Annotated in this window: 24 protein-coding genes; 14 read left to right on the forward strand and 10 right to left on the reverse strand. The window is 58.3% G+C overall.

Going from position 1 to position 24,107, the window contains the following annotated elements; translation table 11 throughout:
- The first annotated feature begins 54 nt into the window (after window positions 1–54).
- A complete protein-coding gene (locus ACT7DV_RS09075; RefSeq protein ID WP_444661960.1) occupies window positions 55–984 on the forward strand; it encodes a LysR family transcriptional regulator in 930 nt (309 codons plus the stop codon).
- 113 nt (window positions 985–1,097) lie between these two features.
- Here ACT7DV_RS09075 and ACT7DV_RS09080 read toward each other — a convergent pair whose 3' ends face one another.
- A complete protein-coding gene (locus ACT7DV_RS09080; RefSeq protein ID WP_444661962.1) occupies window positions 1,098–2,435 on the reverse strand; it encodes an MFS transporter in 1,338 nt (445 codons plus the stop codon).
- Between the two features lie 153 nt (window positions 2,436–2,588).
- Between ACT7DV_RS09080 and ACT7DV_RS09085 the strand changes: the two genes are divergently transcribed.
- The 3 genes from ACT7DV_RS09085 to ACT7DV_RS09095 are packed head-to-tail and all read left to right on the forward strand — an operon-like array spanning window position 2,589 to window position 6,102.
- Window positions 2,589–3,461, forward strand: a complete 873-nt coding sequence (locus ACT7DV_RS09085) for a shikimate dehydrogenase (protein ID WP_444661964.1) — start codon at window positions 2,589–2,591, stop codon at window positions 3,459–3,461.
- Window positions 3,461–5,314, forward strand: coding sequence for a bifunctional sugar phosphate isomerase/epimerase/4-hydroxyphenylpyruvate dioxygenase family protein (locus ACT7DV_RS09090; protein ID WP_444661966.1), 1,854 nt, complete (start codon window positions 3,461–3,463; stop codon window positions 5,312–5,314). Before ACT7DV_RS09085 ends, ACT7DV_RS09090 begins: the two co-directional genes overlap by 1 nt.
- Window positions 5,315–5,331: 17 nt before the next feature.
- Window positions 5,332–6,102, forward strand: a complete 771-nt coding sequence (locus ACT7DV_RS09095; protein ID WP_444661968.1) for an IclR family transcriptional regulator domain-containing protein — start codon at window positions 5,332–5,334, stop codon at window positions 6,100–6,102.
- Window positions 6,103–6,117: 15 nt separating this feature from the next.
- Here ACT7DV_RS09095 and ACT7DV_RS09100 read toward each other — a convergent pair whose 3' ends face one another.
- The 3 genes from ACT7DV_RS09100 to ACT7DV_RS09110 all read right to left on the reverse strand — a co-directional run bounded on the left by ACT7DV_RS09100 (window position 6,118) and on the right by ACT7DV_RS09110 (window position 8,756).
- On the reverse strand, window positions 6,118–7,359 hold the full coding sequence (locus ACT7DV_RS09100) for an aminotransferase-like domain-containing protein (RefSeq protein ID WP_444661970.1): 1,242 nt from the start codon (window positions 7,357–7,359) through the stop codon (window positions 6,118–6,120).
- Between the two features lie 141 nt (window positions 7,360–7,500).
- The gene (locus tag ACT7DV_RS09105; RefSeq protein ID WP_444661972.1) at window positions 7,501–8,358 is read right to left on the reverse strand and encodes a hypothetical protein; all 858 of its coding nucleotides are present in this window, start codon (window positions 8,356–8,358) and stop codon (window positions 7,501–7,503) included.
- An 11-nt stretch (window positions 8,359–8,369) separates the two neighbouring features.
- Window positions 8,370–8,756: a helix-turn-helix domain-containing protein gene (locus ACT7DV_RS09110; protein WP_444661973.1), complete on the reverse strand. Its 387-nt coding sequence runs from the start codon at window positions 8,754–8,756 to the stop codon at window positions 8,370–8,372.
- A gap of 381 nt (window positions 8,757–9,137) precedes the next feature.
- On the opposite strand from ACT7DV_RS09110, the gene ACT7DV_RS09115 reads away from it, so the two are divergent.
- The 3 genes from ACT7DV_RS09115 to ACT7DV_RS09125 all read left to right on the forward strand — a co-directional run bounded on the left by ACT7DV_RS09115 (window position 9,138) and on the right by ACT7DV_RS09125 (window position 11,389).
- Window positions 9,138–10,313 carry an NAD(P)-dependent malic enzyme gene (locus ACT7DV_RS09115; protein WP_444661975.1) on the forward strand — a complete coding sequence of 392 codons (1,176 nt, stop codon included), beginning with the start codon at window positions 9,138–9,140 and terminating at the stop codon, window positions 10,311–10,313.
- A 164-nt stretch (window positions 10,314–10,477) separates the two neighbouring features.
- Window positions 10,478–10,942 carry a hypothetical protein gene (locus ACT7DV_RS09120; protein WP_444661977.1) on the forward strand — a complete coding sequence of 155 codons (465 nt, stop codon included), beginning with the start codon at window positions 10,478–10,480 and terminating at the stop codon, window positions 10,940–10,942.
- Between the two features lie 60 nt (window positions 10,943–11,002).
- Window positions 11,003–11,389: a DUF4262 domain-containing protein gene (locus ACT7DV_RS09125; protein ID WP_444661979.1), complete on the forward strand. Its 387-nt coding sequence runs from the start codon at window positions 11,003–11,005 to the stop codon at window positions 11,387–11,389.
- Between the two features lie 104 nt (window positions 11,390–11,493).
- Here ACT7DV_RS09125 and ACT7DV_RS09130 read toward each other — a convergent pair whose 3' ends face one another.
- Complete coding sequence (locus ACT7DV_RS09130) at window positions 11,494–12,996, reverse strand: amino acid permease (protein WP_444661981.1); 1,503 nt, start codon at window positions 12,994–12,996, stop codon at window positions 11,494–11,496.
- 177 nt (window positions 12,997–13,173) lie between these two features.
- Between ACT7DV_RS09130 and ACT7DV_RS09135 the strand changes: the two genes are divergently transcribed.
- Window positions 13,174–14,019, forward strand: a complete 846-nt coding sequence (locus ACT7DV_RS09135) for an HpcH/HpaI aldolase/citrate lyase family protein (protein WP_444661983.1) — start codon at window positions 13,174–13,176, stop codon at window positions 14,017–14,019.
- A 107-nt stretch (window positions 14,020–14,126) separates the two neighbouring features.
- On the opposite strand, the gene ACT7DV_RS09140 is transcribed toward ACT7DV_RS09135, so the two are convergent.
- The 4 genes from ACT7DV_RS09140 to ACT7DV_RS09155 form a co-directional block, all read right to left on the reverse strand.
- On the reverse strand, window positions 14,127–15,602 hold the full coding sequence (locus tag ACT7DV_RS09140; RefSeq protein WP_444661985.1) for an alanine/glycine:cation symporter family protein: 1,476 nt from the start codon (window positions 15,600–15,602) through the stop codon (window positions 14,127–14,129).
- 176 nt (window positions 15,603–15,778) lie between these two features.
- Window positions 15,779–15,901: a type B 50S ribosomal protein L36 gene (gene ykgO / locus ACT7DV_RS09145; protein WP_060702636.1), complete on the reverse strand. Its 123-nt coding sequence runs from the start codon at window positions 15,899–15,901 to the stop codon at window positions 15,779–15,781.
- Between the two features lies 1 nt (window position 15,902).
- Complete coding sequence (locus tag ACT7DV_RS09150; protein WP_444661987.1) at window positions 15,903–16,979, reverse strand: GTP-binding protein; 1,077 nt, start codon at window positions 16,977–16,979, stop codon at window positions 15,903–15,905.
- A 103-nt stretch (window positions 16,980–17,082) separates the two neighbouring features.
- Window positions 17,083–17,940 carry a fumarylacetoacetate hydrolase family protein gene (locus ACT7DV_RS09155; protein WP_444661989.1) on the reverse strand — a complete coding sequence of 286 codons (858 nt, stop codon included), beginning with the start codon at window positions 17,938–17,940 and terminating at the stop codon, window positions 17,083–17,085.
- Window positions 17,941–18,155: 215 nt separating this feature from the next.
- On the opposite strand from ACT7DV_RS09155, the gene ACT7DV_RS09160 reads away from it, so the two are divergent.
- The 5 genes from ACT7DV_RS09160 to ACT7DV_RS09180 all read left to right on the forward strand — a co-directional run bounded on the left by ACT7DV_RS09160 (window position 18,156) and on the right by ACT7DV_RS09180 (window position 22,666).
- Window positions 18,156–18,797, forward strand: a complete 642-nt coding sequence (locus tag ACT7DV_RS09160) for an ABC transporter permease (RefSeq protein ID WP_444661991.1) — start codon at window positions 18,156–18,158, stop codon at window positions 18,795–18,797.
- A 19-nt stretch (window positions 18,798–18,816) separates the two neighbouring features.
- Entirely contained in the window at window positions 18,817–20,052 is a 1,236-nt protein-coding gene (locus ACT7DV_RS09165) for a betaine/proline/choline family ABC transporter ATP-binding protein (protein WP_444661993.1), read from the forward strand.
- Window positions 20,049–20,777, forward strand: coding sequence for an ABC transporter permease (locus tag ACT7DV_RS09170; RefSeq protein WP_060702632.1), 729 nt, complete (start codon window positions 20,049–20,051; stop codon window positions 20,775–20,777). The genes ACT7DV_RS09165 and ACT7DV_RS09170 overlap by 4 nt, the downstream gene beginning before the upstream one ends.
- On the forward strand, window positions 20,774–21,751 hold the full coding sequence (locus tag ACT7DV_RS09175; protein ID WP_444661995.1) for a glycine betaine ABC transporter substrate-binding protein: 978 nt from the start codon (window positions 20,774–20,776) through the stop codon (window positions 21,749–21,751). The genes ACT7DV_RS09170 and ACT7DV_RS09175 overlap by 4 nt, the downstream gene beginning before the upstream one ends.
- Before the next feature lie 366 nt (window positions 21,752–22,117).
- Complete coding sequence (locus ACT7DV_RS09180; RefSeq protein ID WP_444661997.1) at window positions 22,118–22,666, forward strand: YceI family protein; 549 nt, start codon at window positions 22,118–22,120, stop codon at window positions 22,664–22,666.
- Between the two features lie 113 nt (window positions 22,667–22,779).
- Here ACT7DV_RS09180 and ACT7DV_RS09185 read toward each other — a convergent pair whose 3' ends face one another.
- A complete protein-coding gene (locus tag ACT7DV_RS09185; RefSeq protein WP_444661999.1) occupies window positions 22,780–23,232 on the reverse strand; it encodes a hypothetical protein in 453 nt (150 codons plus the stop codon).
- A 236-nt stretch (window positions 23,233–23,468) separates the two neighbouring features.
- Here ACT7DV_RS09185 and ACT7DV_RS09190 point away from each other — a divergent pair, with 236 nt between their 5' ends.
- Entirely contained in the window at window positions 23,469–24,080 is a 612-nt protein-coding gene (locus ACT7DV_RS09190) for a LysE family translocator (protein WP_444664818.1), read from the forward strand.
- Window positions 24,081–24,107 lie beyond the last annotated feature (27 nt).

The raw sequence follows: 24,107 nt of genomic DNA on the forward strand, positions 1-24,107 counted from the left end.
ATGCGCTATCCAGCGGTATTCACCTCCTGGCTATCGCGGGCATATGATCATGATATGTATAGCGATTCGCCATCGGGGCAGAACATGTCTCATTGGCTGCAAGTCTCATCATTGGAGTTGCTGGTTGGCATTGCCGATCACGGGAGCCTCAGTGCAGGTGCCCGGGCGGCCGGCATGGCACAATCCAACGCCTCGCGGGCGCTGAAAACCCTCGAGCGCCGATTGGGATATGCGCTGGTGACCAGAAAAACCAGCGGATCAACCCTGACCGCAGAAGGAGTGCTGACCGTTCAGTGGGCGCGTGAAGCGCTCGCCGGGTTGAACGCATTTTCCGCCGGTGTGCGCTCTCTGGCCGAGCATGGCAATAAGGAGCTGGAATTCGGGGCCAGCATGACGGTGGCAGAATACCTGGCCCCGTCATGGATCGGGCAGCTGCACGAGAAGCTGCCCAGCGTCACTCCGCGGATGAGAATCATGAATTCCCACGACGTGATTCAGGCGGTGGAACAGGAGCAGCTCAGCTTCGGATTTGTTGAAACACCTCAGCTGCCCACGTCCCTCAGGAGCCGTGAAGTGTTCCGCGATGAAATGCTGGTCGTGGTTTCGCCTACCCATCCTTGGGCCGCGCGGAAGGATCCGGTGACCTTGGAAGAGCTGCAGGAAACCGCGCTCATCGAGCGCGAGGAAGGCTCGGGGACCAGGGCCTTTTTGAACTCCTTGTCCGCCGTTGAGCGGGCCAAGCCGATTGCGGAATTCAATAGCAATGCGACCATCGGCCAGCTGGTAGCCGGAGGCATGGGGCCGGCAGTGCTCAGCCAGCTGGCGGTGGAGAACCTGCTCAAGCAAGGGTCGTTGGTTGAAGTTCCGTTTGCCGGCCCGGCGTTAATGCGCGAGCTGCGCGCCATTTGGCGTGAAGAGCGTGCGCTGAATGCCAATGAGCGGATGCTCCTTGGCATCGCCATCAACGAGTCGCCCAACGCTTGAGATCCAGGCGGTCCCGGGTGGCATGCTTGCATCCCTTAAAAGCAGTATCCCGGCCGTTTGGCTTTCCTTGAAGGGAAGGCAGGCCAAACGGGCCGGGATGCCTGCGAAGACGGCTAGGAGACCTTCTCGACCGCGTGGCCCAGCTGCTTGGTTGGGACACGATAGGTTTCGCGTGCAGTCAGTGCCGAGAGTGAAGCGATGACCGCGATCACCGCAGTGAAGAGGCTGATCTGGACCCAGCCGTTGGCTTCAAGCCCGCCTAGCGCGGCCACAATGGACGGCGCGAAACCGGCCATGAGGAAGCCAAGCTGGGTGCCGATGGCCAAACCGGAGAAGCGCACTTGCGAGGAGAACATTTCCGCGTAGAAGCTTGGCCAAACGGCGTTCGCTGCAGCGTAGGCGCAGGAGAAGACCAGGACCGACAGGGTGAACTGCAGCAACGCGTTGCTGGATTCCATGGACCGCAGATAGAACGGCATGATGGCCGCCGAGCCCAGGGCGCCGTAAATGAAGACCGGCTTGCGGCCGATCTTGTCAGCCAGCATGCCGAAGAGTGGCTGCGAAATCAATGCGCCGATGTTGCCGGCAACAACAAGCCACAGGGTGATCGACTCATCCATGTTTCCAATGACCTTGCCATAGGAGATGGCCAGGGTACCGTACACCGTGGAGACGGCGGCGATGAATGCGCACAGCACTACGCGCAGCACGTCCTTCCAGTGGAAGCGCAGCAGAACTGCCAGCGGCAGCTTGGCAATCTCATTGTTCTTCTTGGCTTCTTCGAACTCCGGGGTTTCGTGCAGCGAACGGCGGATGAAGAAGGTGATGATGACTACGACTGCAGAGAGCCAGAACGGGATACGCCAGCCGATGCCGAACTTGATCTCATCCGGAAGGGCAACCACTGGAATGAAGATCATCGCGGCAAGAATCTGGCCACCTTGGGTACCGGTGAGCGTCCACGAGGTGAAAAAGCTGCGGCGGTGATCCGGGGCGTGCTCCAGCGACAACGATGAGGCTCCGGCCTGCTCGCCGGCCGCCGAGAGCCCCTGGCATAGCCGGGCGAAGACCAGCAGGATCGGGGCCAGCCAGCCTACCTGCTCGAAGGTGGGCAGGCAGCCGATGAGGAAGGTGGACGCGCCCATCAGAATCAGGGTGAACATCAGAACTTTTTGCCGGCCGATGCGGTCGCCAAAGTGCCCCACGAAGATGGCTCCCACCGGGCGGGCCACGTAGGCAAAGCCGAAGGTGGCCAGCGACATCACCGCAGCGTTGGCATCGGTGTCGGGGAAGAAGATATGCGGAAAGATCAGGGCTGCGGCTGAGCCGAAGATGAAGAAATCGTAGTATTCAACAGCGCTGCCCATGAAGCTGGCGACGGCCGCTTTGACCGGTGTTCGTCCTGCACTGCCGGTGCCGGCAGAAGCGTCGGAGTTGTGTGGCGATGGCATCGGGTGACTCCTCGTCGAGTGTTTTGAGGGTAACGATCCGTTCTAAATGTTCGCTATGCGTACACTTGTTCGGAATGTGTTCATTGGATTACAGTAGATGTAAATCACAACTCAGGCAATACCTGACGTCATCAAGAAGAGCTGCGGGAGAACATGAGTACACGTGCTGAGTCTTATCTGGTCGGTCTGATCGGGGACGGCGTCATGCCATCGCTGACCCCGCCGATGCACGAACGCGCCGCCGAGGTGCACGGGCTGCGCTACCTGTATCGGCCGATTGACCTCACCGAACTGGAACTTCCGGCAAGCGGCATCGGGGAATTGCTCCAAGCAGGAGCCAAGCTGGGATTCAACGCCTTCAATGTAACCCATCCTTGCAAACAACTTGTTCTGGACCACCTGGATGACATCTCGCCAACGGCGAGGGCCATTGGCGCAGTGAACACCGTGGTGATCCAGGACGGGAAATTCATCGGGCACAACACCGACGCTTCCGGATTCTCCCGCGGCCTGGCCGAGGGGCTTCCCGGAGCCAAGAAGCAGAAAGTGCTCCAGCTGGGCGCTGGCGGCGCTGGCGCCGCGGTGGCCTACGCCTTGCTGGCTTCCGGGACCGAGCAGTTGCACATCGTTGATCTCGACGAGGATCGGGTCAACCACCGGGTCCAAGAGCTGCGCAAGAACTTCCCGCAAGCCCTGGTCCTTGCCGCAACCCCTGCCCAGGTTCCGCAGCTTCTGGGCGAGGCCGATGGATTATTGAATGCCACCCCGATCGGCATGCACCATCATCCCGGTCTTCCGCTGGATATCGCAGCACTGGAATCACGGCACTGGGTTGCCGATTGCATCTACCGCCCGGTGGACACTGAACTGATCGTTGCCGCCCGCAGCCTTGGATGCCAGGTGCTGGACGGCGGATACATGGCCGTGGGCCAGGCGGTGGACGCCTTCGAAATCATCACTGGCATCAGGCCGGAAACACAGCAGGTGCGTGGCCACTTGCTGGAACTGCTGGAAAAAGGACTGTAATGCGCACCTCCATCGCTACGGTTTGCCTGTCGGGAACCCTGGAAGAAAAACTCCTGGCTTGCGCCAAGGCCGGCTTTGACGGCATCGAGATCTTTGAGCAAGATCTCCTGGTGAGCCCGATGTCCCCCGAGGAAGTCAAGGCCATGGCGCACCGGCTGGGGCTGACCTTGGATTTGTTCCAGCCCTTCCGTGATTTTGAAGGCGTCAGTGAAGAACAGCTGCAGGCCAACCTGCACCGCGCTGAAGCCAAGTTCCAGCTCATGCAACGGCTGGGCATGGACCTGATGCTGCTGTGCTCGAATGTCGGCACCGCCACCATCAACGACGATGGCCTGTTTGTGGATCAAATCCGGCAGCTTTCGGATCTTGCCGCCCGGTACGATGTGCGCATTGCCTATGAAGCGTTGGCTTGGGGCAAGTATGTTGATACCTACCAGCATTCGTGGGAGATCGTGAAGCGGGTAGACCGGGCCAATGTGGGATTGTGCATCGACAGCTTCCATATCCTCTCGCGCGGCGATGATCCATCGGAGATCGCCGCAATTCCCGGAGAGAAGATCTTCTTTGTCCAGCTGGCCGATGCGCCGGTGCTCTCCATGGATATCCTTTCCTGGTCTCGACACTATCGGCTTTTCCCGGGACAGGGCGGCTTCGCTCTGGACCAGTTCTTGGCAGAACTCGTGCGCTCAGGCTACGACGGCATCATTTCCTTGGAAATCTTCAATGATGTTTTCCGCCAATCAAACGTGCAACGCACCGCCATCGACGGGTTGCGGTCCTTGCAGTGGCTGCAGTCCAAGACTGCCCAGCTGTTGAGCTCGGCAGGGGAGCAATACGCCTTGGACCTCAAGGTCCTGCCCGGCGACCAAGACGCCACCGGGTTCGACTTTGCCGAAATCCGGACCGAAGACCCAGAGCGCGTGGCCGGGATGCTGGCACAACTTGGTTTCAGCTTCAGCGGGCAGCACCGCCGCAAGCCGGTGCAGCTGTGGAGCTCGGGCGAGGCGAAGATCATCATCAATTCGCAACGAAGCCGAGGTGTGGAAGCAGCCGTCTCCGGCTTCGGTGTGCTGGTGCCGGACCCGGTGGCCAGCGGCGAACGCGGTGGAGCCCTGCTCGCGACGCGAGTGCCTCGCCAGCAAACCAACAATGAACAAGACCTTCCTGGCTTCGTAGCGCCCGATAGCACCGAAGTATTCTTCAGCTCACCGGCCAATACCCGGAACTGGGTCCTGGAATTCGAAGATGCCGGGCCTGCGGCATCCGAGGTGCCGAGCGGGCCGATCCTGGGCATCGACCACATCAACATCGCCCAGCCATGGCAATGCTTCGACGAATCCGTCCTGTTCTACAGCAGTGTCCTGAACCTCAAGGCACGTCCCGGAACGGAAGTCCCCAGCCCGATGGGACTAGTGCGTTCACAGGTTCTTTCCACGGCGGATTCCGGTGTCCGGCTGGCGCTGAACATTGTGCCGCAGGGACTGGAAAGCATCATCGAGCGCAACCACGAGTACCCGGAACATGTGGCCCTGCGGGCCGATGACATCATCGCGGTGGCACGCAATGCGCGCGCACGCGGCATGGAGTTCCTGCAGGTCCCCGACAACTATTACGAGGACCTGGCGGCCCGCTTCGACCTTGACGCGCAATTGCTCGATACCCTCAAGGAACTGCACCTGTTGTACGACCGCGATGAGGCCGGCGAGTTCCTGCATTTCTACACCAAGACCCTTGGCAACATGTTCTTTGAGGTAGTTGAACGGCGTTCTGGCTACGATGGGTATGGGGCGCCCAATGCGCCGGTCAGGCTTGCATCTCAATTCGAGAGCAATCGCTGGAGCAGAAACTTGTAAAGCTGGGAGAGCAAACAGTGGCAGAGCGGCCGGATTATTTCGTTAAGTCAGCGGAAAAGACCTTGGCCGTGCTGCTGGCATTTTCAGCAGGCAATTCCGAGCTGACGGTGTCCCAGGTTGCTGCGGCGACGGATCAAACCAGAGCCTCGGCGCGCCGGTTCCTGCTCACCCTCGTTGACCTCGGGTATCTGCAGGCCCATGGCAATGCCTACCGGATGACTCCGCGTGTCCTGGATATCGGGGCCGCCTACCTGTCGGGACTGACCCTTCCGCAGGCGGCCGTGGGCCATCTGCAGTCATTGGCGCGCGAACTGGAAGAGACTGCGTCCTTGTGCGTTCTCGAAGGACAGGACGTGTTGTATGTTGAGCGCGTCGCCGCACCACGGCTGCATGCGTTGAATGTGTCTATTGGCAACAGGCTCCCGGCCTGGGTGACCTCTATGGGCCGTGTGCTCATCGCCTACCTGGAGCCCTCCGAGCAGGAAGCATTCCTGCAGCGCATCGAGCTGCAGAAATACACCGAGCACACGGTATCCAGCATCGAAGAACTGAAAAAGGAATTGGCGGCGGTGCGCCAGCAAGAATGGTCCCTGGTCAACCAGGAACTGGACGAAGGGCTGCGCGGCTTGGCGGTACCGGTGATCCGTGGTGGCAAGCTCCTGGGTGCCTTGAACATCTCGGTGCAGACCAGCCGGAATAATCCCGCATATATCCAAGCTCAGCTCTTGCCGAAGCTTCAAGGCGCCGCCAAAGCCATCGCCGATGACTTTGGCGGACGCCTGGGCTAGGCAGCCAGCAGCAACCTAGGCGCCGTTGGATTCAATGGCCGTCGCCAGCAATCCCGACAGGCGCTGGACGCCTTCGCTAATGGTTGCCTCGTCGACGGAGCAGAAGGCCAACCGGAGCTTGTTATCTGCTTGTCCGCTCGGGCTGAAGGCCGCGCCGGGGATGAAGATGACCCCAGCCTTCACCCCGAGCTGCAGCAGCTTGTAGGTGTCGATTCCCGCCGGCAGCGTCAGCCAGATGAAGAAGCCGCCTTCGGGCCGCGTGTAGCTGACCTCAGCGGGCAGGTACTTGGCCAGCGCTTCGAGCATCGCGTCGCGACGAGCGCGGTAGAGGTCGTTGTATTTCGCGATCTGCCCCTTCCAATCATGCTCATTGAGGTAGGCGCTGATGATCATCTGGTTCATGGTTGGCGGGCACAGCGCTACCGCTTCGCCGGCCAAATAGAAACGGCGGAAGAGATGCGTGGGGACTGCCGCCCAGCCGATGCGCAATCCCGGGGCGAAAATCTTGGAGAAGGAGCCCATGTAGATGACATTCTCTGGATCCAGGCTGCGCAGGGACGGTGCTGCCTGGCCCTCATAGCGGAGCATCCCGTAGGGATTGTCTTCCAGGATCAGGATGCCTTCTTCTCGGCAGATATCCACGATTTCCTGGCGTCGCTCAGCAGCCAGCGTGATGCCCGACGGATTATTGAAGTTCGGGATGCTGTAGAGGAACTTGATGTGCTCTCCGGCCGCGCGAAGCTGCCTGATGCGCTCGCGCAAGGCTCCGGGGATAAGCCCGTTTTCGTCGGTGCCCACTGGCTGTGCAGTGACTTGGTAGGCTTCGAAAGTGTTCAGCGCACCCACATAGGTTGGGTCTTCGCACAACACCGTATCGCCGGGGTTGCAGAACACCTTGCAGGCCATGTCCTGCGCGGATTGGGAACCGTTGGTGACCACGACGTCTTCTACCTTGACGTTGTTGATTCCCTCGGCTGCCATGACATCGATGATTTGCTCGCGCAATTCCACGGTGCCCAGGCCAGAACCGTATTGCAAGGCCTCGGGCCCATGCTCGGTAATGATGCGCCGGCTGATTTCACCGATTTTTTCCAGGGGAAGCAATTGCAAGTACGGGTTGCCGCCGGCCAAGGAGACCAGGGATGGATCCAAGGAGAGCTCGAAGACATCGCGCACGGCGGACTGCTTGATGCCGGACGCGCGGTCGGAGAGCAGCGCCTCGTGGGCGGTGGCGAGGGATTGCGGTGCGGTGGTCATGGTCCTCCTTGGCCAAGGCTCCAGGCGTCGCCGGAGCGTGCTCCTCGCGTTCTGGCTCCGCGTGAAGGCATGTTTTCAAATAGAATACTTTGGTATTCCAACAGGAAATCCAGTGCTTGGCAAGAACCAATGTTCCCAGCCTCAGAACCTCATGCCCCGTTTCCCCGATTTACGCTCTTCAACACTTAGCTGGGCCAGTGCACCATTGATCCGCCGCTGCAGGTTTTCGGCCAAGGTCCGGGGTTTGCTTGACGCCAGCCAGCTGTCCCTAGCCAGCACCGCCAGGAGATCCACGCAATCGACGGCGGCCCGTTGATAACCATCTTGAGCGTGGCCGAGCGCTTCATTGATGATCAGCACGGCGGCATCCAAGGTGCTGTCGGTGGATTGCGTGGAGCGCTGGGAACTGGGCATATACCGTTCGGCAGTCACCAAATCCTGAATCTCCGATAGTTTCTTGGCCATCGTGGCTATGGCGAGGTAGGCGCGATTTCGCACGCCCATGGTTTGCAGTGGTGCCAGTCCGCCCAAAAGCAGCGTAATAATGGCGAAGGCCGCGATCCGCGGCGCTCCCGCCTTGGCAAGGAAAATTCCGGCAGCGATGGCCAACGCAGCGATGAGCATCGCCAGGAGGGACAGGTGCCACACTCCAAAACGGGGCCTCTTCGGCTCCGAGTAAAGCGTCTTCTCCGCGGCAATTTGAGCGAGTTTTCCGCGGATCTGCGGAATATTGGGAACACCCAACTCTCGCTGGGACAGCACTTGTTCCTTGCGCCAAGCGCGCAGGCGTTTGCGGCTTTGCCAAACGTGGAAAATTTGCCATGCAGCCAACAGCGGTACGGCGAGCATGAAGAAAAGCAGCACCGCTGATTTCATGGTCAGCCCCTGCTGGTGAAGCCCGTAGCACCCTGCCCAAGCGATCAGCGAATAGCCAGGGAACCGGATGAGCAGTCGATCCCACCAAGCAATTTCTTGTGGAGCGCCCGTAGTTCCACTCATCCTGTTGGCTCTTAGCTGATGTCGGCTCGGGAATCCAGCCAAGCCTGGATGGCGCTGGGACGAATTCGGCGGTGCGTTCCGCGATATTCCACTGGAATGGTTCCTGCATCGGCGAGCTTGCGCAGGTAGCTGTTGGAAATGCCAGCCATCTGGGCCGCCTGGGAGGTGTTCAGAAGCAATTCCGGGGTGCCGATGCTGACCGATTCCCCATCAGCAAAGCGCGAGAGCACTTCGATCAGGGCATCGTGCGCTTCCTTGGGCAACTGCAGCGCGGTGCCGTTGACGAAGACTGTGGTGTCGTCTGATTCATCCAGTGCGCGCCGCAATCGCGCGGTGGTCTTTTCGTCGAGCGCCTCGAATGTGCGGACCCTGCCCAGTGCTGAAGTCGGTGATGCCATGGGATTCATTTTGCCCGAGAAGGAGGTCAATCGCACGCACTGCCGGTGATCCGGGGGACATTACCGCGGAAGGTCATATTGATCTAAAACCGATAGAAGGGTTGTTTTTTGATAAAAGATTCCCGTATGGTGGAAAACGTGGGTCTAAAGAAAGTATTGACCAGCCAACTTTCGGCACACCTCGAGGGAGTCTTCAGCCTAACCCGGCGGAGCCCGTCTGGGAACTGTGTATATGGAAGCCGGATGCGCTCTTTGATTGAGTGCGGGTCGGGCTCCGTTGCGGTCGAATGAATGGTCATGCGTGCTCCCATGCTATGCCACAAGTTTCGTGGGTACTGCGTTTTCGTCATTTATGAACTTTCTTGAAAGAAGAGCTATTCAATGTCTGTTGAATCCACCAAAGACCTGTCCACCATCACCGACGCAGAAATATTTGACGCCCACATCGGCGGCAAGCTCACCGTCCAGTCGCAGATGCCCCTGAACACCAAGCGCGATCTGTCGATTGCCTACACCCCCGGGGTGGCCAAGGTTTCGCAAGCGATCGCCGATGATCCAGCCAAGCACTCCACCCACACCTGGGCATCGCGCCTGGTGGCCGTGGTTTCGGACGGAACTGCAGTCCTGGGCCTGGGAAACATCGGGGCAGCAGCGTCGCTGCCCGTGATGGAAGGCAAATGCGCGCTCTTCAAAGAGTTCGGCGGGCTGGATTCCATCCCGCTGGTGCTGGACACGACCGATGTTGATGAAATCGTCGACACGATCGTCCGCCTGCGCCCGAGCTTTGGCGCGGTGAACCTTGAAGATATCTCAGCGCCGCGATGCTTTGAAATTGAGAAGAAGCTGATCGAAGCGCTGGATATCCCAGTGATGCACGATGATCAGCATGGCACTGCGGTCGTGGTGCTGGCGGCGCTGATTGGTGCTGCCCGCCAGACCAAGCGCGATATCAGCTCGCTCAAGGTTGTAGTTTCCGGCGCAGGATCGGCCGGGGTTGCCGTCACGAACTTGTTGCTCAAGGCCGGTGTCGCCGATGTGATCGTGCTCGACTCGCGGGGAACCATCCACCGCGAGCGTGATGATTTGAACCCGATCAAGGCGGAACTTGCCGGACGTACCAACCGTGACGACGTCATGGGCGGTCTGGCTGAAGCCTTGGACGGAGCGGACGTTGTTGTTGGCTTGTCATCGTCGAAGTTTGATGAGGCCGCCGTAGCAAAGATGAACAAGGACGCGATCATCTTTGCACTGTCCAACCCAACTCCTGAGATCATGCCGGAGGATGCGAAGAAGTTCGCAGCGGTGGTTGCCACCGGACGCAGCGACTTCCCCAACCAGATCAACAATGTTCTGGCTTTCCCGGGCATCTTCCGCGGTGCTTTGGACTCGGGCGCCACGAAGATCACCGAAGGCATGAAGATCGCTGCTGCTCACGCTATTGCTGATCTGGTCGGTGAAGACCTTGGAGAAGACTACATCGTGCCTTCTGCTCTCGATGAGCGAGTGATGCCAGCCGTAGCTGCTGCCGTGGCCGCTGAGGCGCAGTCCGCCCAGTAGCCGCCAGCGCACCGCTTGGCGGTATTGCCCTGAATGCGCTGCCTGCAACCACATGTGGTTGCAGGCAGCGCATTTTCTGTTTTCCACACTTTGTTGAATTCATGGATGCGGTGCCTTGCCTCGGCAGAAAACTACCTGAAGCAAAGCACCTCAGGAGGAACGCAGTGGACGGCTTCGAAGACATCGACTTGTGGATCAAATGGACCCGGCTTGCCGCAGAGCGAGTCGCCCGAAATCTCCGGGCCGAAATCGACGACAACGGTTACACGCTCATCGCTCTCCAATTACAGCGACAGCAACTAATCATCGGTACGACACTGGACCTGAGCTGGAGCGGATATCCAGAAATTGCCAGCACGGCCGAGGATCGGCAAGAGGTTCTTGAGCTGCTTCAGCCTCTGGCAAATGAAGCCATCGTCCATGAACGAACTTTCGATGAAGGGTCCCATAGCATGGCGTTTTTCAGGGAATTACATTTCAGTGAACTGGACTCGGCTCTGAACGCCGTGGGAATCGTTGATGAGGTACTTCAAGGCAGGCGTCCCGAATGGTTATTTTGCCAAGCATCAACGAACCTTCGGGTGCTGGCTGCCGATGAACCAGACCGAACTTTCCGCAGCGTGGCCTAGCTGCACATGACGATCTTCGGTCAGTAAATAGGAGAACAAAAATATGCGATATCTGACGGGATGAGCATTGCAGAAGCTGACGCGAGAACAGATCAATGCATTCGAGACTACCGGCGGCAGGTTTTGTTCGCTGAGCCCAATGAGTTGAACCAGCCCTATGCCTTTACCATCGGGCTAACCCTCGTGGGACATCCAGAATTTCTCGTGAGTGGATTGAACTATCAAGAGAGCCTGCAAATGCTCAATGGGCTGTCCGGCGCAGTGCTTGAGGAAAATGAAGTGTTTGTACATGGACAGACGTGCCGCCTGGATGAGAATACGATTTTGTACTTCGCGGAGATCTCTTCCCGGATTGGCCATGAGGCCCCTTGGGCGTACAGCCGCTTTTGCGAAAGCATGGGCCTGCCAGAAGTGCTTTTCCTTGGCCGGGATATTCCCTACAGTTGACTGTCGAGAAGACTTAAGTTGGGGATTTCCGACAACGGAAAACCGGGGCTATCCGAATGACGATGGATAACCCCGGTTGTCCGATGAAGAAACGCAGGCCGCACTTAGCCTTGCTTGGAAGCCAGGTAGGCAGCCGCCTCACGCTTTTCTTCAGCTACGCGTGCCTCATGCGCTTGGCGCAGCTTGTGGTGCTGGGGATTATTGCGTAGCAACAGGTATCCAATACCCACCAGGACAAACCAGATAGGCGTTGCGATCAAGCCCGCCAAGGTGTCGGCGTCGCGCGTGAAGGCCCACAGCAGGAAGACGAAGAACGCCATAACGATGTACGGCATGAAGGTACCGCCAGGCATCTTGAAGACCGACTTGTCGTGCGCTTCCGGGCGACGTTTGCGGTAGACCAAGTAGCTGATCAGGATGATCGTCCAGACGAACATGAAGCACAGTGACGAAATCGTCGTAACAATCGAGAAGCCGGCTGATTTATCCAGACCAAAGATCAGCAGAACGATTGAGCTGAGCAACACCACGCCGGAGAGGAATAGCGCGTTGCGCGGAACCTGGCGGCTGGTGAGTTTGCCGAAGATTTTCGGCGCATTGCCCTCGGTGGACAACCCGAAGACCATGCGTGAGGTCGAGTAGATTCCCGAGTTGGCCGAAGACAGGGCAGAAGTCAGCACCACCGCGTTGACCAAGTGAGCAGCTGCTCCCAAGCCAGCTAGGGAGAACAGCATCACGAACGGCGACTCATCGGCGCTGAAACGTTCCCATGGAACAACCGACATCAAGATGACCAGCGAACCGACGTAGAACAGCAAGATGCGCACCGGAATCGCGTTGATGGCCTTAGGGAGGTTGTGCTCGGGATTCTTTGTTTCGGCCGCGGCCGTGCCAACCAGCTCGATGCCGACAAAGGCGAATACGGCAATTTGGAAGCCCATGACAAAGCCCATGACTCCGCCACCGAAGAAGCCGCCCTCGACGTTGAACAGGTTGAGGAACGAAGCCTGAGCACCATCATGTTCGAAGCCGGTGAAGATCATGATCAAACCGATGACAATCAAGAGCACGATGGCGACAATCTTGATCAGGGCGAACCAGAACTCGGTCTCACCGAATCCGCGTACCGACGGGAGATTCAGCAAAATCAGCAGCACAATGACTGCCAGCGCCGGGATCCACAGCGGGATGAGCGGGAGCCAGTAGGTGACGTACACCGAGGCGATCACAATGACGTCGGCAACGCCGGTCACGATCCAGCAGAACCAGTAGGTCCAGCCGGTAAAGAAGGACGCCCAAGGGCCGAGGATATCCCCGGCAAAGTCGGAGAAGTTGCGGTAATCGGTACGGCTAAGCAGCAATTCGCCCATAGCTCGCATCACGAAGTAGAGCATGAATCCGATGACCATGTAGACCAGGATGACCGATGGTCCTGCAACAGAGATGGTTTTTCCCGAGCCCATGAACAGGCCAGTGCCAATGGCACCGCCGATGGCTAAGAGCTGGATATGTCGATTGGACAATGCCCTTTTCAGCTCGGGTCCAGTCTCTGCGGGGGTAAGTGTTTCTTTTGTTTCCACGCAGGTCCTTTGTCGTGCGGCTTCCATTGAAGCGTTAAACTCGATGAAGATCGGTCATAAATGACCGCCACCGTGTGACATTACCGGAAATGAGCTGACAACTTGTAATTGGTCTCACACTGGGAGTGGATTCCGGCCGATTTGTGGCAAATAGTGTACATGGCTAGTGGAAGCACCATGGCACAAGTGAGTAGTCTGGGAACTATGGCATTTCGAAATCGTCGAGCAGCGGCTCTCCCGGCAAAACTGTCCCGTTCCTGGCTTTTGGTGAACGCAGCCAAAGAGGAGGATTTCGCTCCGGCTCTTGCCTGTGAAGCCGACTCGGTCATCTTCGATATGGAAGCCGCCGTTCCGGATGACAAGAAACTTCAAGCCCGCGACAATGTCGTCCGCGCGCTGTCCAATGGCATGACCGCATGGGTGCGTGTTAATGGAATTGATACCGACTTCTGGGCTGACGATCTCGCGGCCCTGTCCGAAGCTCCGGGCCTTCGCGGAATCATGCTTGCCATGACCGAGCAGCCAGAGCAGGTGACCTACAGCGCCATGCGCCTGCGCGCAGGTACTCCGGTCCTTGCCCTGATTGAAACCGCATTGGGTATCGAGAATGCGACGTCCATCGCTTCAGCTCCAGGCACCTTCCGCCTGGCCTTCGGTGTCAACGACTTCCGCAAGGACACCGGTGTCTCCGACGACCCGATGGCCTTGGCCTATGCGCGGGGCAAGCTGGTGATCGCCTCCCGTGTTGGAAAGCTGCCCGGTGCCATTGACGGCCCGCCGCCAGCTGGTTCCGATGCTGCCAAGGTCACCGAGGAAACCCGGGTCACCGCATCCATGGGTATGACCGGCAAGCTCTCGCTGTCGCCAGATCACGTTGATGGCATCAACGCCGCTCTGGCTCCCAGCGAGGACGAGCTGTCCTGGGCAATGGAACTGCTCGAAGCCCACGCAGCTGGCGCCTCGGTGGGCGACGGCTCGTACTTGCCGCGTCTGGCCCGTGCGCAGAAGATCGCGGATTTGGCAGACTCCTACGGCCTGTGGAACGCGTAGTCGCAGCGTGGTAGATACTGCACTGCGTTGAACAGAAAAATCATCCCAGCGAAGCCCTGATTCAAGGGTCTCGCTGGGATGATTTTTATGAGGGGTGCGCCGAAGTCCTAGCGCCTGTGGGAGGAGCCCACCACGTCGCCGGACTTCCATTCGCTCCAGCCATCGCGGTCTCTCATGAAGTCCTCGATCTGGGCCTTGCCGGCTTCCAGCTGGGGATCGTTCTTCAGATACCAGCGGGTTTCGCGGGCGATTAGGCCGGACATGATCAGCAGGCCGATCAGGTTCGGAAGGGCCATCAAGCCGTTCATCATGTCGGAGAAGTTCCATACGGCGGTCAGCTCGGTGGTGCAACCTACGTAAACGATCAGCGAGAACAGCACGCGGAATGGCATGACTGCCTTGCGGCCGATCAGGCGCTCGATATTGCGTTCACCGTAGTAGCACCAGCCCAGGATGGTCGAGAAGGCGAACATCACCAGCCCGATGGTGACAACCCAGTGGCCCCATTGGCCGGGCAGGCCGTGGGTGAAGGCTTCGCCGGTCATCAGCGCGGCCGAAACCTGCTCGCCGGTGGCTTCATCAATCTTGTTCCAGGTGCCGGTGGTGATGATGACCAGGCCGGTGCAGGTGACAACGATGATGGTGTCGATGAAGGTCTGGGTCATCGATACCAGCCCCTGGCGAACCGGGTGTGTGGTCTGCGCTGCGGCCGCTGCGATAGCTGCCGAACCCATGCCGGACTCGTTGGAGAAAATACCGCGAGCTACACCGTACTGAACGGCGATGATAATGGCCGAGCCGGTGAAGCCGCCAACTGCCGAGGTGCCGGTGAAGGCATCGGAGAAGATCTCGGCGAAGGCTGCCGGAATGCCAGCGACGTTGGAGACCAGGATGTAGATCGAGGCTGCTACGTAGAAAACGATCATGACGGGCACAAAGCCTGCGGTGACCTTGCCGATGGACTTGATGCCGCCAACGAGCACGGCCATGGACAGGACGGTCAAGACGAGGCCGGTAACCCAAGGCGTGACGCCGAAGGAGTTGTCCAGATTGGCCGCGATGGAATTGCCCTGGGTCATGTTTCCGATGCCGAAGCTGGCCAGGGTGGCGGCGATGGCAAAGAACAGGGCAAGGAATTTGCCCAGCGGGCCGCGGATGCCGCGTTGCAGGTAGTACTGCGGACCGCCGGATTTTTCGCCGGCCGCGTCGGTGCCGCGATAACGGACTCCGAGGAATGCTTCAGAGTACTTCGAAGCCATGCCCAGCAGGCCGGTTACCCACATCCAGAACAGGGCGCCGGGGCCGCCGATGCCAATAGCGGTGGCAACACCAACAATGTTGCCTGTTCCCACGGTGGCGGCCAGTGCAGTGGTTAGTGCTTGGAACTGGGAGACGTCGCCTTCAGCGCCGTCGTCCTTGCGCTTGAGCAGCCCGAGGCGAAGGGAAGCTGCAAGTTTGACGAATTGCAGTCCGCCGAGCCTGATGGTCAGGTATAGGCCGGTGCCCAGCAATAGCGGGATGAGGCAAAAAGGCCCCCAAATAAATGAGGAAATATCTCCGAAGAGTGTTCCCAGCGCTTCCATAAGCTCAACAATCCTTTGCGCGAGTGGGTGATGACACGAAAGCCCAAGCTTTCATAGCTCACATCCTAGGGCAGAGTGCGACCCATGTCACTGAATGCGCAGGTGGGTGGCGTGATTCACGCGTTGGGCGGTCTTCCTGCCAGCAAGTTGCACGGCCTTGCTGGCAGGGCGAGCGGCTATCCTTGGCGGGCCTTGAGCCGAGGATTTTTCTTGTTGATGACAAACACACGTCCGCGGCGGCGGACAACTTGGGAACCTGGCTCGTTTTTCAGCGAGCGCAGGGAGTTGCGAACCTTCATTTCATTCACCTCCTTGCAGATCAGGGTTGTTGGCTGAAGCAGGAGCAGCTGCCAGCAGTTCTTGGAGCTCGTCCTCGGTGACTTGGCAGTTCTCGAAGACTTTGGAGATCTGTCCGGCTTCATGTTCCGAGCCGTAGAGCATCAGTTCAGAGGCCGCAATTTCTGTCGACCATGAACCTGTATTTTCCATCCAGATGCGTGGCCCGGCGCCGCCAATAGCCACTCGCTCACTGAGCGCGCTGGCGACCCAAAGCCGGCCCCGAAGGCAAGTGCAGGACGCGGCAAGTTCGGAAAGTGCTTCGCGGAATCGCTGCGGGTGCAATGGGCGTTCAGCGTGCAAGTGAAGGGGAGCCCTGCCAGAAGGGGCGAGGCTGCGGACCATCGGAACGTGGCCTGCCCGGGTTCGCCATTGGACGGCCGCGTAGCTGAAGGAGCCGAGTTCGCTGCCATGGCGGCACAAGGCGGCATGCGGGGCCAGATGCTGGGCAAGTTCCAACCCGGCGATGAAGTCTTTTCCGCCATCGCGGCGGGGACTGTCTGGTGCTTCAAGAAGCTGAGTCTGCATACCCTCCACTGGAATCAGGGTGTCAGCTTGCATGAGCTCGGTGAAGAAATACTCCCCGGGGGTCCGCTGGTCTTGCTGCATGGAGCTGAATCCCGATTCCCAGAGCGTGTGCCGATCCCACATCTGATCTTCAAGTTCGACCGGATCCAAAGATAGGACATTGCTGCCCACGCTGATGCCTGCCAGCTCCAGCTTTTCGGCAAGGGTTTCAAGCACGGATCCGCTGTGCCAAGTTGCTGGCAGTCCCAGAAGCATTGTGGAGTCGGCATGTCGTGGTGCCAGCCGCTGGATGGCAGGGAAAATCTCATATTTGACCGCGCAGCCGATGCACGGATGCTCAAGAACTGCCTCGCCGTATTCTGCGGAGGCGTTTCCTGAGACGGTGCGCACCAGGCGGTTGCCTTCGACGAAGTCGTAGGAAAGCACCACGGCCTGCGGGTGGTGGCCCAGGAGGTGTTTAAGTCCTGCATCACGGCAGGAAGTGTCGAGAGAAGAGAGAACTATGACTTTCACACCATCCAGCTTATATGAGAATCATTCTCAATAACAAGCAGAGGGGCGTTGGCAAGACAATGGGCCCGCCAGATCAACCGGCAGACCCATTGCAACGGAATGGCTAGTTTTGTGGTGCGTGGAACGTTGTCCGGGCCATTCCAAGACCCTCAATCCGGGTCTCCAGCACGTCACCGTGCTTGAGCCACGGGTGGCGCCCATTTTCGTCGCGTCGGCCCAGGGCTACACCTGCAGGGGTGCCGGTCAGGATGACATCACCAGGCTGCAGCTCGTTGAAGGTCGAGAGGTAGGAGACCAGTTCACTCGCGGAGAAGATCAAATCGTCGATCCGGGCCTCCTGGACTACCGTGCCGTTGACGGCACTGGTGATTTTTGCTGCTGGATCCAGTTCATCTGGAGTCACCAGCCACGGACCAAGGGGAGTGGAATGATCCCAGATCTTTCCCTGCAGCCACTCCTGCGTGCGCCCCTGGTATCCGCGCATGGAAACGTCGCTGGAAACGGCGTAGCCGGCAATATGATCCGGTGCGGATTCCTCGCTGATTCGGCGGCCCGGCGCGCCGATGATGATGGCCAATTCAGCCTCGTAGTCAACACGATGATCTTCTACCGGGATCTCCACCGCGTCGTTGGCGCCGCAGAGCGATGAAGCAAACTTGGCAAATACGGTGGGGTACTTGGGCAATTCCTCGCCGACTTCTGCCGCATGCGACTTGTAGTTCAGGCCGATGCAATAGATCTTCGACGGCTGGGGAATCAATGGGGCGTAGTCGGATTCGCCCTCTGCGATGGACTCGCCGACTAGCGCGCGGGCGATGACTTCCTGCTGGGTTTCGGGATCGAGCCGAAGGAAACGCTGCACGGTGTCGAGATTGTCCAGATAGTAGGCCCTGCCATCGTCGATGAGAGCTGCCGTCGTATGGCCTGGTTCGCTGGCGAGGCGGAGCGTAGCAAGTTTCATGTTTCTATCTCACTACATTTCGAGTCGAATTCACACCATGTTTCAGCTCCCCACAAGGATTGTTTTGCCCAGTAATGCAAGGTGCGAGGCGCTCTGCCCAGACCGGATCATCTTGGTGACCTGAGTTACCCCCGGTAAGCTCTATGCATGAACGAGGCAGTTTTTCTGCCCCGAGATCGATCTGGATACGTAACTAAAGTGAAGTAGGTTTTAATGTGGGTGACTATTTTGGCGAGCGATATCGCCATATCTTCTTCGCCTCGTGGCAGCACTTTTCGCTGGTCGCTCAGTGCCTGATCCTGGCAACTATCATCGCTGTTCTTATTGCCGTCCTGGTGTACCGCAATAAATCCCTTTCCGGCATCGCCAACTCCGTCAGCGCCATCGGGCTGACCATCCCGTCCTTCGCGTTGATTGGCTTGCTGATTGTTCCCTTTGGCTTCGGTGTTGCACCAGCGGTGATCGTGGTGACTTTCTTCGCGGCTCTGCCAATTCTGCGCAATGCCATCGTGGGCCTGAATAATATCGAACCGTCCATCGTCGAATCCGCCAAGGGCATCGGAATGAGCCGGCTGAAAACCCTCATCTCCGTGGAACTGCCCATCGCCTGGCCGGTCATCCTGACCGGGGTGCGAGTTTCGGCCCAAATGGTCATGGGCGTAGCCGCCGTGGTCTCCTATGCGCTGGGGCCGGGCCTCGGTGGCTTCATCTTCCAGGGCCTCTCCCGCCTTGGTGGAGCCAACTCCCTGGAATCTGTCGTGACCGGCGTGGCCGGCGTCGTGATTCTTGCGCTCATTCTTGACTTGATTTTGCTCGGCATCGGCCGACTGACTACCCCGCGAGGTATCCGTGTCTGAAAATAAGAATTCCGAAACCATGACTGCGCAAAACGTCACGGGCGCGTCGATCATGCTCGAAGAAGTGACCAAGACATACCCCGGGCAGAAGAAATCCGCAGTCGGCGGCCTCACCTTGGAGATTCCTGCCGGATCCATCGTGATGTTCGTTGGCCCCTCGGGCTGCGGCAAGACGACGACCCTGAAAATGATCAACCGGCTGATCGAGCCTACCAGCGGAAAAATTGTGATCAATGGGGAAGACGTCACCGGCATGAATGGCGACGAGCTGCGCCGGCGCATTGGCTACGTCATCCAGGCTGGCGGGCTCTTCCCGCATATGACCGTGGCAACCAATATCGCGATGGTTCCCAAGATGCTGGGGTGGTCCAAGGAAAAGATCGCGGCACGAGTCGATGAGCTGCTGGAGCTGGTCTCGCTGGATCCAGAGCTGTACCGGGACCGGTTCCCGAAGGAGCTTTCTGGTGGCCAGCAGCAGCGCGTTGGCGTGGCCCGCGCTTTGGCGGCAGACCCTCCGGTTTTGCTCATGGACGAGCCCTTCGGCGCGGTTGACCCGATCACCCGGCAGCGCTTGCAAGATGAGCTGCTCAACATCCAGTCCGAAGTCCAAAAGACCATTGTCTGCGTCACCCACGACTTTGACGAAGCGGTGAAACTGGGGGACTGGATTGCCATCTTCAACGAAGGGGCCCAGCTGGAGCAATATGATTCTCCAGAAAGAATCCTGGCCAACCCGGCCAGCGAATTCGTGGAAAACTTCATCGGCTCGGGCGCAGGCCTGAAGCAGCTGACGCTGACCCGGGTCAACGAGGTGGACCTGGAAGACGCAATCACGACATCGCCGGGCAAGCGGGCTTCCGATGCGCTCTCGCAAGTGCAAGGCGCCGGCCGCAAGTACGCCGTGGTCTTGGATTCACGCGGGCGTCCCTTGCGCCGGCTGGATCGCCGGCAGCTCTCGCGTGCGGAGATCATTGACGGCACCTATGACCAGAACCTTCCGGTCGTTGGCGAGCAGGCAACGCTCAACGATGCCTTGGACACCATGCTGGTGGCCAGTTCCGAGTCGGCGCTGGTCACTGGCCGGCGCGACGTGCTGCTGGGCATCATCACCGTCCAGACGGTGATGGAAGCCATCGCTGCAGCCAACGGCGCCCAAGACGGGGACCACTCTGCACCGGTCGGGCTGAACTCCGGAGCTATCAACATCGCGGACATCGATACCGGGGCCGCCAATCCGGATGGTGAACCTGCATGAGCGCAGAAAAACGAACCCTCATATGGCAAATCGTGGCCATCGCGGCGGCTTTTGCGGTGCTCATGGTTTGGCTGCTGACCGCTGACCTGACCGAGACCGAACGCCAGACGCTGGATCCTGCCACGATCTGGGGATATACCCTGGAACACTTGAAGCTGACGGTGATTTCCACGGTGATCGTCTTGATCATCGCTATTCCCCTGGGCATTGTGCTGACTCGTCCGGGCTTGCGCCGCGCGGCGCCGGTCGTGCGGGCCATTGCCAACTTCGGCCAGGCAGCTCCAGCTATCGGCGTTGTCGTGCTGTTGGCGTTCTGGCTTGGATTCGGCGCCAAGACCGCGATCGTCTCGTTGGTGATCTATGCCATTCTGCCGGTGCTGTCCAATACCATCGTCGGCTTGCAACAGGTAGACCAGCGCATCGTGGAGGCCGGGCGAGGCATTGGCATGAGCTTGATGGCCGTGCTGTTCAAGGTGGAGTTGCCCTTGGCCGTCCCCGTGATGCTTTCCGGCATTCGCACGGCGCTGGTTCTCCTGGTGGGTACTGCCACTTTGGCGACCTTCATCAACGGTGGTGGATTGGGCATCTTGATCACCACCGGGGTGAACCTCAACCTCAACGTCGTACTGATTACCGGTTCGCTTCTGGTTGCGCTGCTGGCCTTGACTATTGATTGGCTGGGACGCGTCGTCGAACAGGTTGCACGGCCGAAGGGACTGTCATGAAAAACGCTATGAAACTGTCCCTGGTCTCGATCGCTGCGGTGATCGGCTTAGCCGGTTGCGGACTGAGCCCGTCAACGGGTACCGTCCCCGCGGTAGGGCCCGGGAAAATCCAGCCGGTCGCTGATGGCCAGGAAAAGTCGAAGGTGACGGTGACTTCCAAGTCTTTCACCGAGCAGCTGCTCTTGGGCAAGATCACCGTGATCGCTCTGGAAGCCGCCGGCTACGACGTCACCGACTTGACTAATGTGCCAGGTTCTCAGCCTGCCCGGCAGCTATTGCTTTCCGGGGACGCTAGTGTGCTTTGGGAATATACCGGCACCGCATGGCTGACATATCTTGGCCATGAAGAACCGGTCGATGGAGAACAGGCACAGTGGGAAGCGGTGAAAAAGGATGATATTCCCAATGGCATCGACTGGGGCGATCCGGCACCACTGAACAACACCTATGCCATGGCAATGAATGAAGAGACGGCAAAACGCCTGGGGGTTACCAAGCTTTCGGAACTGAAGGATGTGGATCCGAAGGACCTGACCTTCTGTGTCGACCCTGAATTCAATTCTCGCCGGGATGGCCTGACGCCAATGCTGGAGCACTATGGCATTGACCGCGGCGCTGAAGTTCCAGAGAGCAATATTGGCCTCTATGACGTTGGCGCTATTTATCAGGCAACAGCTGACGGTGCTTGCAACTTCGGCGAAGTGTTCACCACCGATGGCCGAATCAAGGCTTTGAACTTGACGGTATTGGAAGATGACAAGAAGTACTTCCCGAGCTACAACGCCGCTCCAGCTTTTAATGGCGAATTCTTGAAAGAGCATCCGGAAGTCGAAGGCATCATGGCTCAGATCGCTCCGCTGCTCACCGATGAAGTTCTGATGGAACTGAACTACCAGGTGGATGTCGTTGGCCGAGAGCCAGCCGATGTTGCCTTTGAATGGATGGTTGATCAAGGCTTGGTTTCCAAGCCTTGATGTAGCGTTCGAAAGCGGAAGACCTCGCAAGCTGGGCTTCGACTTCTCAGGAAGTTGGGGTCCAGCTTTTGCCATTGAAGATTCACTCGCAGTTAGTTCTCGCAGATCCGCTGTAGGCGCAGAATGGAAGAGCCGGATGACCTCCAAAGCGCATGGGTGAACCAAACCCGCGGATTCTGCAAATAGTTCAAAAGTTTTTTTGAGGTAAAAGTTCAAGTCATCGCGCGAAATTAGACGACTCATCGGAGGTGACTAAAGATTTCTTGGGAAATCTGGTTGACGCTTCAACTTAATGGGTGCAATACTGGTGTCAGCAAAACAAATTGAAACGTCAACTACTCGTTGACGCAACGAAGGGATTTAGACATGACTGCAACTGCATTGACCGCAGGTACCTGGAACCTCGACGCTTCGCACTCAGAGGTTGGCTTCTCGGTCCGCCACGCAGGCATCTCCAAGGTTCGCGGCAGCTTCACCGAATTCGATGCAACTCTGAACATCGCAGAAACCCTGGAAGCCTCCAGCGTTGAAGCATCCGTTCAGATCAGCTCGGTCAACACCAAGGATGCAAACCGCGACGGCCACTTGAAGAGCGCTGACTTCTTCGACGCGGAGCAGTTCCCAACCATGACCTTCAAGTCGACCGGCATCAAGGGCGGTGCCGACGAGTTCATCTTGGTTGGCGACCTGACCATCCGTGGCGTATCCAAGGAAGTTGAATTCGAAGTTGAGGTTGGCGGCCAGGCTGTAGACGCCTTTGGCGCAACCCGCGCTGGCTTCTTCGCATCCACCACCATCTCCCGCAAGGAATTCGGTATTACCTGGAACGCAGCACTGGAAGCCGGTGGCGTTCTGGTGAGCGACAAGGTCAAGATCGAGCTTGATGCTTCCTTCGTACTGCCTGCCGCAGCCTAAATAACTTCCCGAGAACCGCCATGGGGTTGGCGGTATGAGGGCCGATACCGGCAAAGCCTTCGAACCAGTTATGGTTCGGAGGCTTTTGTCGTTAAGCGGATTTTCTAGTGAGACTAGAAGCCGTTGTCGTAGGTGTCGTAGGACATTTCTGGCGCGAAGATTGCCAGAGCCATCATGCCCACGAAGCCAAGAACCCAGAACAAGCCGATAATGGTGCCGATCCAGCCAGTCACCTTGCCCACGGTTGCCGCGGTATTAAATTCACGCTCGGCCCGGTTGGCCTTGACGATTGCTATGGGACCCAAAATGACATTCAAGATAAAGATCGAAAGAATGCCAAGGATCATGGAGGTCTGAGCCAGCTGGCTTCCCTCGACCTGCGCCTGCGTTGGGTATCCGGGATAGCCAGCCTGATAAGGCGTCTGCTGGTACGGATACTGCTGGTACTGGGGCTGTTGATACTGCGACTGCTGGTATTGCCCTTGCTGCCCGAACCGCTGATTCTGGCCCTGGCTCGGCTGCCCCGCAGTGTATGGATTCTGCGGTTCGCCATTCGGAGTAGACATTGCCGCCTGCTTTCAAACTTGATGGTGAGTCTATTAAATCAATGATTGGGTCAATTCTCGTACAAACTGAAGAAAATGTTCTGCTCGAGCCCCCGGAGCCCTCATGGAGAACGGCGACTGCCAACCGTGAAACTGATTGATGCCATCGTCACCGTTTAACCGATGAAGCCATTTCATTTCTAAACTGGTGCATTATGACTTGGGCTTCGTTCTGCGCATACCTTGGCGTGTGCGTGATGGTGACACTTTCACCTGGACCAGATACTTTCCTCGTGCTGCGCTATTCGCTGGTGCGGCAGATGCACGGAATTATTGCAGCGCTGGGAATGATGGTGGCCATTTTCGCTTGGGCTACCTTGGCGGGAGCTGGCGCGGCTTCGGTAATTCAGCGGTTTCCCATGGTTGAAACCGTTATCGCCATTCTTGGTGGACTGTATCTGGCGTACCTGGGGGTCAGCGGCTTCCTGAAATCGCGAGCGGTTGCCAAGGCTGATAGCGCGATCGCTCGCACTGAAACTCGTGAGGGGCATCGTCGAGAGGCTCACTCATTGGGAAAGACTTTTACCGCTGGCATGCTTTCTGCTGCATTAAATCCAAAGCTGGGCTTGCTGTTTCTCGCCATGATGCCAAGTTTCATCCCGAAAGATTCCAATACCTTCCTCTGGGGAATGGGGTTAGGTGCAATTTTCGCTTCGGTAGGCTTCGGCTACATGCTGATTTTGAGCACTGCTGCGTCCAAGGCAATGCACTGGTTCAAGCGACCAGAGATCGCTCTGCGGTTGGAGTGGACGGCTTGTGCGGCGCTGTTCCTGATGGGTGCCGGCGTGATCATCAGCGCGTTCAAGTAGGCTCCGCTCAAAGTGCAGCAAGGCGTT

This window comes from Glutamicibacter sp. TV12E (assembly GCF_052441935.1).
In the GTDB taxonomy this organism is placed as follows: Bacteria; Actinomycetota; Actinomycetes; order Actinomycetales; family Micrococcaceae; genus Glutamicibacter.

Bases quoted from the DNA above. Each gene is read 5' to 3' on its own strand.
- ACT7DV_RS09115 (WP_444661975.1), top strand. From the start codon at position 9,138: ATGTCTGTTGAATCCACCAAAGACCTGTCCACCATCACCGACGCAGAA.
- ACT7DV_RS09190 (WP_444664818.1), top strand. From the start codon at position 23,469: ATGGTGACACTTTCACCTGGACCAGATACTTTCCTCGTGCTGCGCTAT.
- ACT7DV_RS09180 (WP_444661997.1), top strand. From the start codon at position 22,118: ATGACTGCAACTGCATTGACCGCAGGTACCTGGAACCTCGACGCTTCG.
- ACT7DV_RS09135 (WP_444661983.1), top strand. From the start codon at position 13,174: ATGGCATTTCGAAATCGTCGAGCAGCGGCTCTCCCGGCAAAACTGTCC.
- ACT7DV_RS09110 (WP_444661973.1), bottom strand. From the start codon at position 8,756: ATGGCATCACCGACTTCAGCACTGGGCAGGGTCCGCACATTCGAGGCG.
- ACT7DV_RS09185 (WP_444661999.1), bottom strand. From the start codon at position 23,232: ATGTCTACTCCGAATGGCGAACCGCAGAATCCATACACTGCGGGGCAG.
- ACT7DV_RS09100 (WP_444661970.1), bottom strand. From the start codon at position 7,359: ATGACCACCGCACCGCAATCCCTCGCCACCGCCCACGAGGCGCTGCTC.
- ACT7DV_RS09165 (WP_444661993.1), top strand. From the start codon at position 18,817: ATGACTGCGCAAAACGTCACGGGCGCGTCGATCATGCTCGAAGAAGTG.
- ACT7DV_RS09155 (WP_444661989.1), bottom strand. From the start codon at position 17,940: ATGAAACTTGCTACGCTCCGCCTCGCCAGCGAACCAGGCCATACGACG.
- ACT7DV_RS09080 (WP_444661962.1), bottom strand. From the start codon at position 2,435: ATGCCATCGCCACACAACTCCGACGCTTCTGCCGGCACCGGCAGTGCA.
- ACT7DV_RS09075 (WP_444661960.1), top strand. From the start codon at position 55: ATGTATAGCGATTCGCCATCGGGGCAGAACATGTCTCATTGGCTGCAA.
- ACT7DV_RS09130 (WP_444661981.1), bottom strand. From the start codon at position 12,996: ATGGAAGCCGCACGACAAAGGACCTGCGTGGAAACAAAAGAAACACTT.
- ACT7DV_RS09105 (WP_444661972.1), bottom strand. From the start codon at position 8,358: ATGAGTGGAACTACGGGCGCTCCACAAGAAATTGCTTGGTGGGATCGA.
- ACT7DV_RS09090 (WP_444661966.1), top strand. From the start codon at position 3,461: ATGCGCACCTCCATCGCTACGGTTTGCCTGTCGGGAACCCTGGAAGAA.
- ACT7DV_RS09170 (WP_060702632.1), top strand. From the start codon at position 20,049: ATGAGCGCAGAAAAACGAACCCTCATATGGCAAATCGTGGCCATCGCG.
- ACT7DV_RS09140 (WP_444661985.1), bottom strand. From the start codon at position 15,602: ATGGAAGCGCTGGGAACACTCTTCGGAGATATTTCCTCATTTATTTGG.
- ACT7DV_RS09175 (WP_444661995.1), top strand. From the start codon at position 20,774: ATGAAAAACGCTATGAAACTGTCCCTGGTCTCGATCGCTGCGGTGATC.
- ACT7DV_RS09125 (WP_444661979.1), top strand. From the start codon at position 11,003: ATGAGCATTGCAGAAGCTGACGCGAGAACAGATCAATGCATTCGAGAC.
- ACT7DV_RS09085 (WP_444661964.1), top strand. From the start codon at position 2,589: ATGAGTACACGTGCTGAGTCTTATCTGGTCGGTCTGATCGGGGACGGC.
- ykgO (WP_060702636.1), bottom strand. From the start codon at position 15,901: ATGAAGGTTCGCAACTCCCTGCGCTCGCTGAAAAACGAGCCAGGTTCC.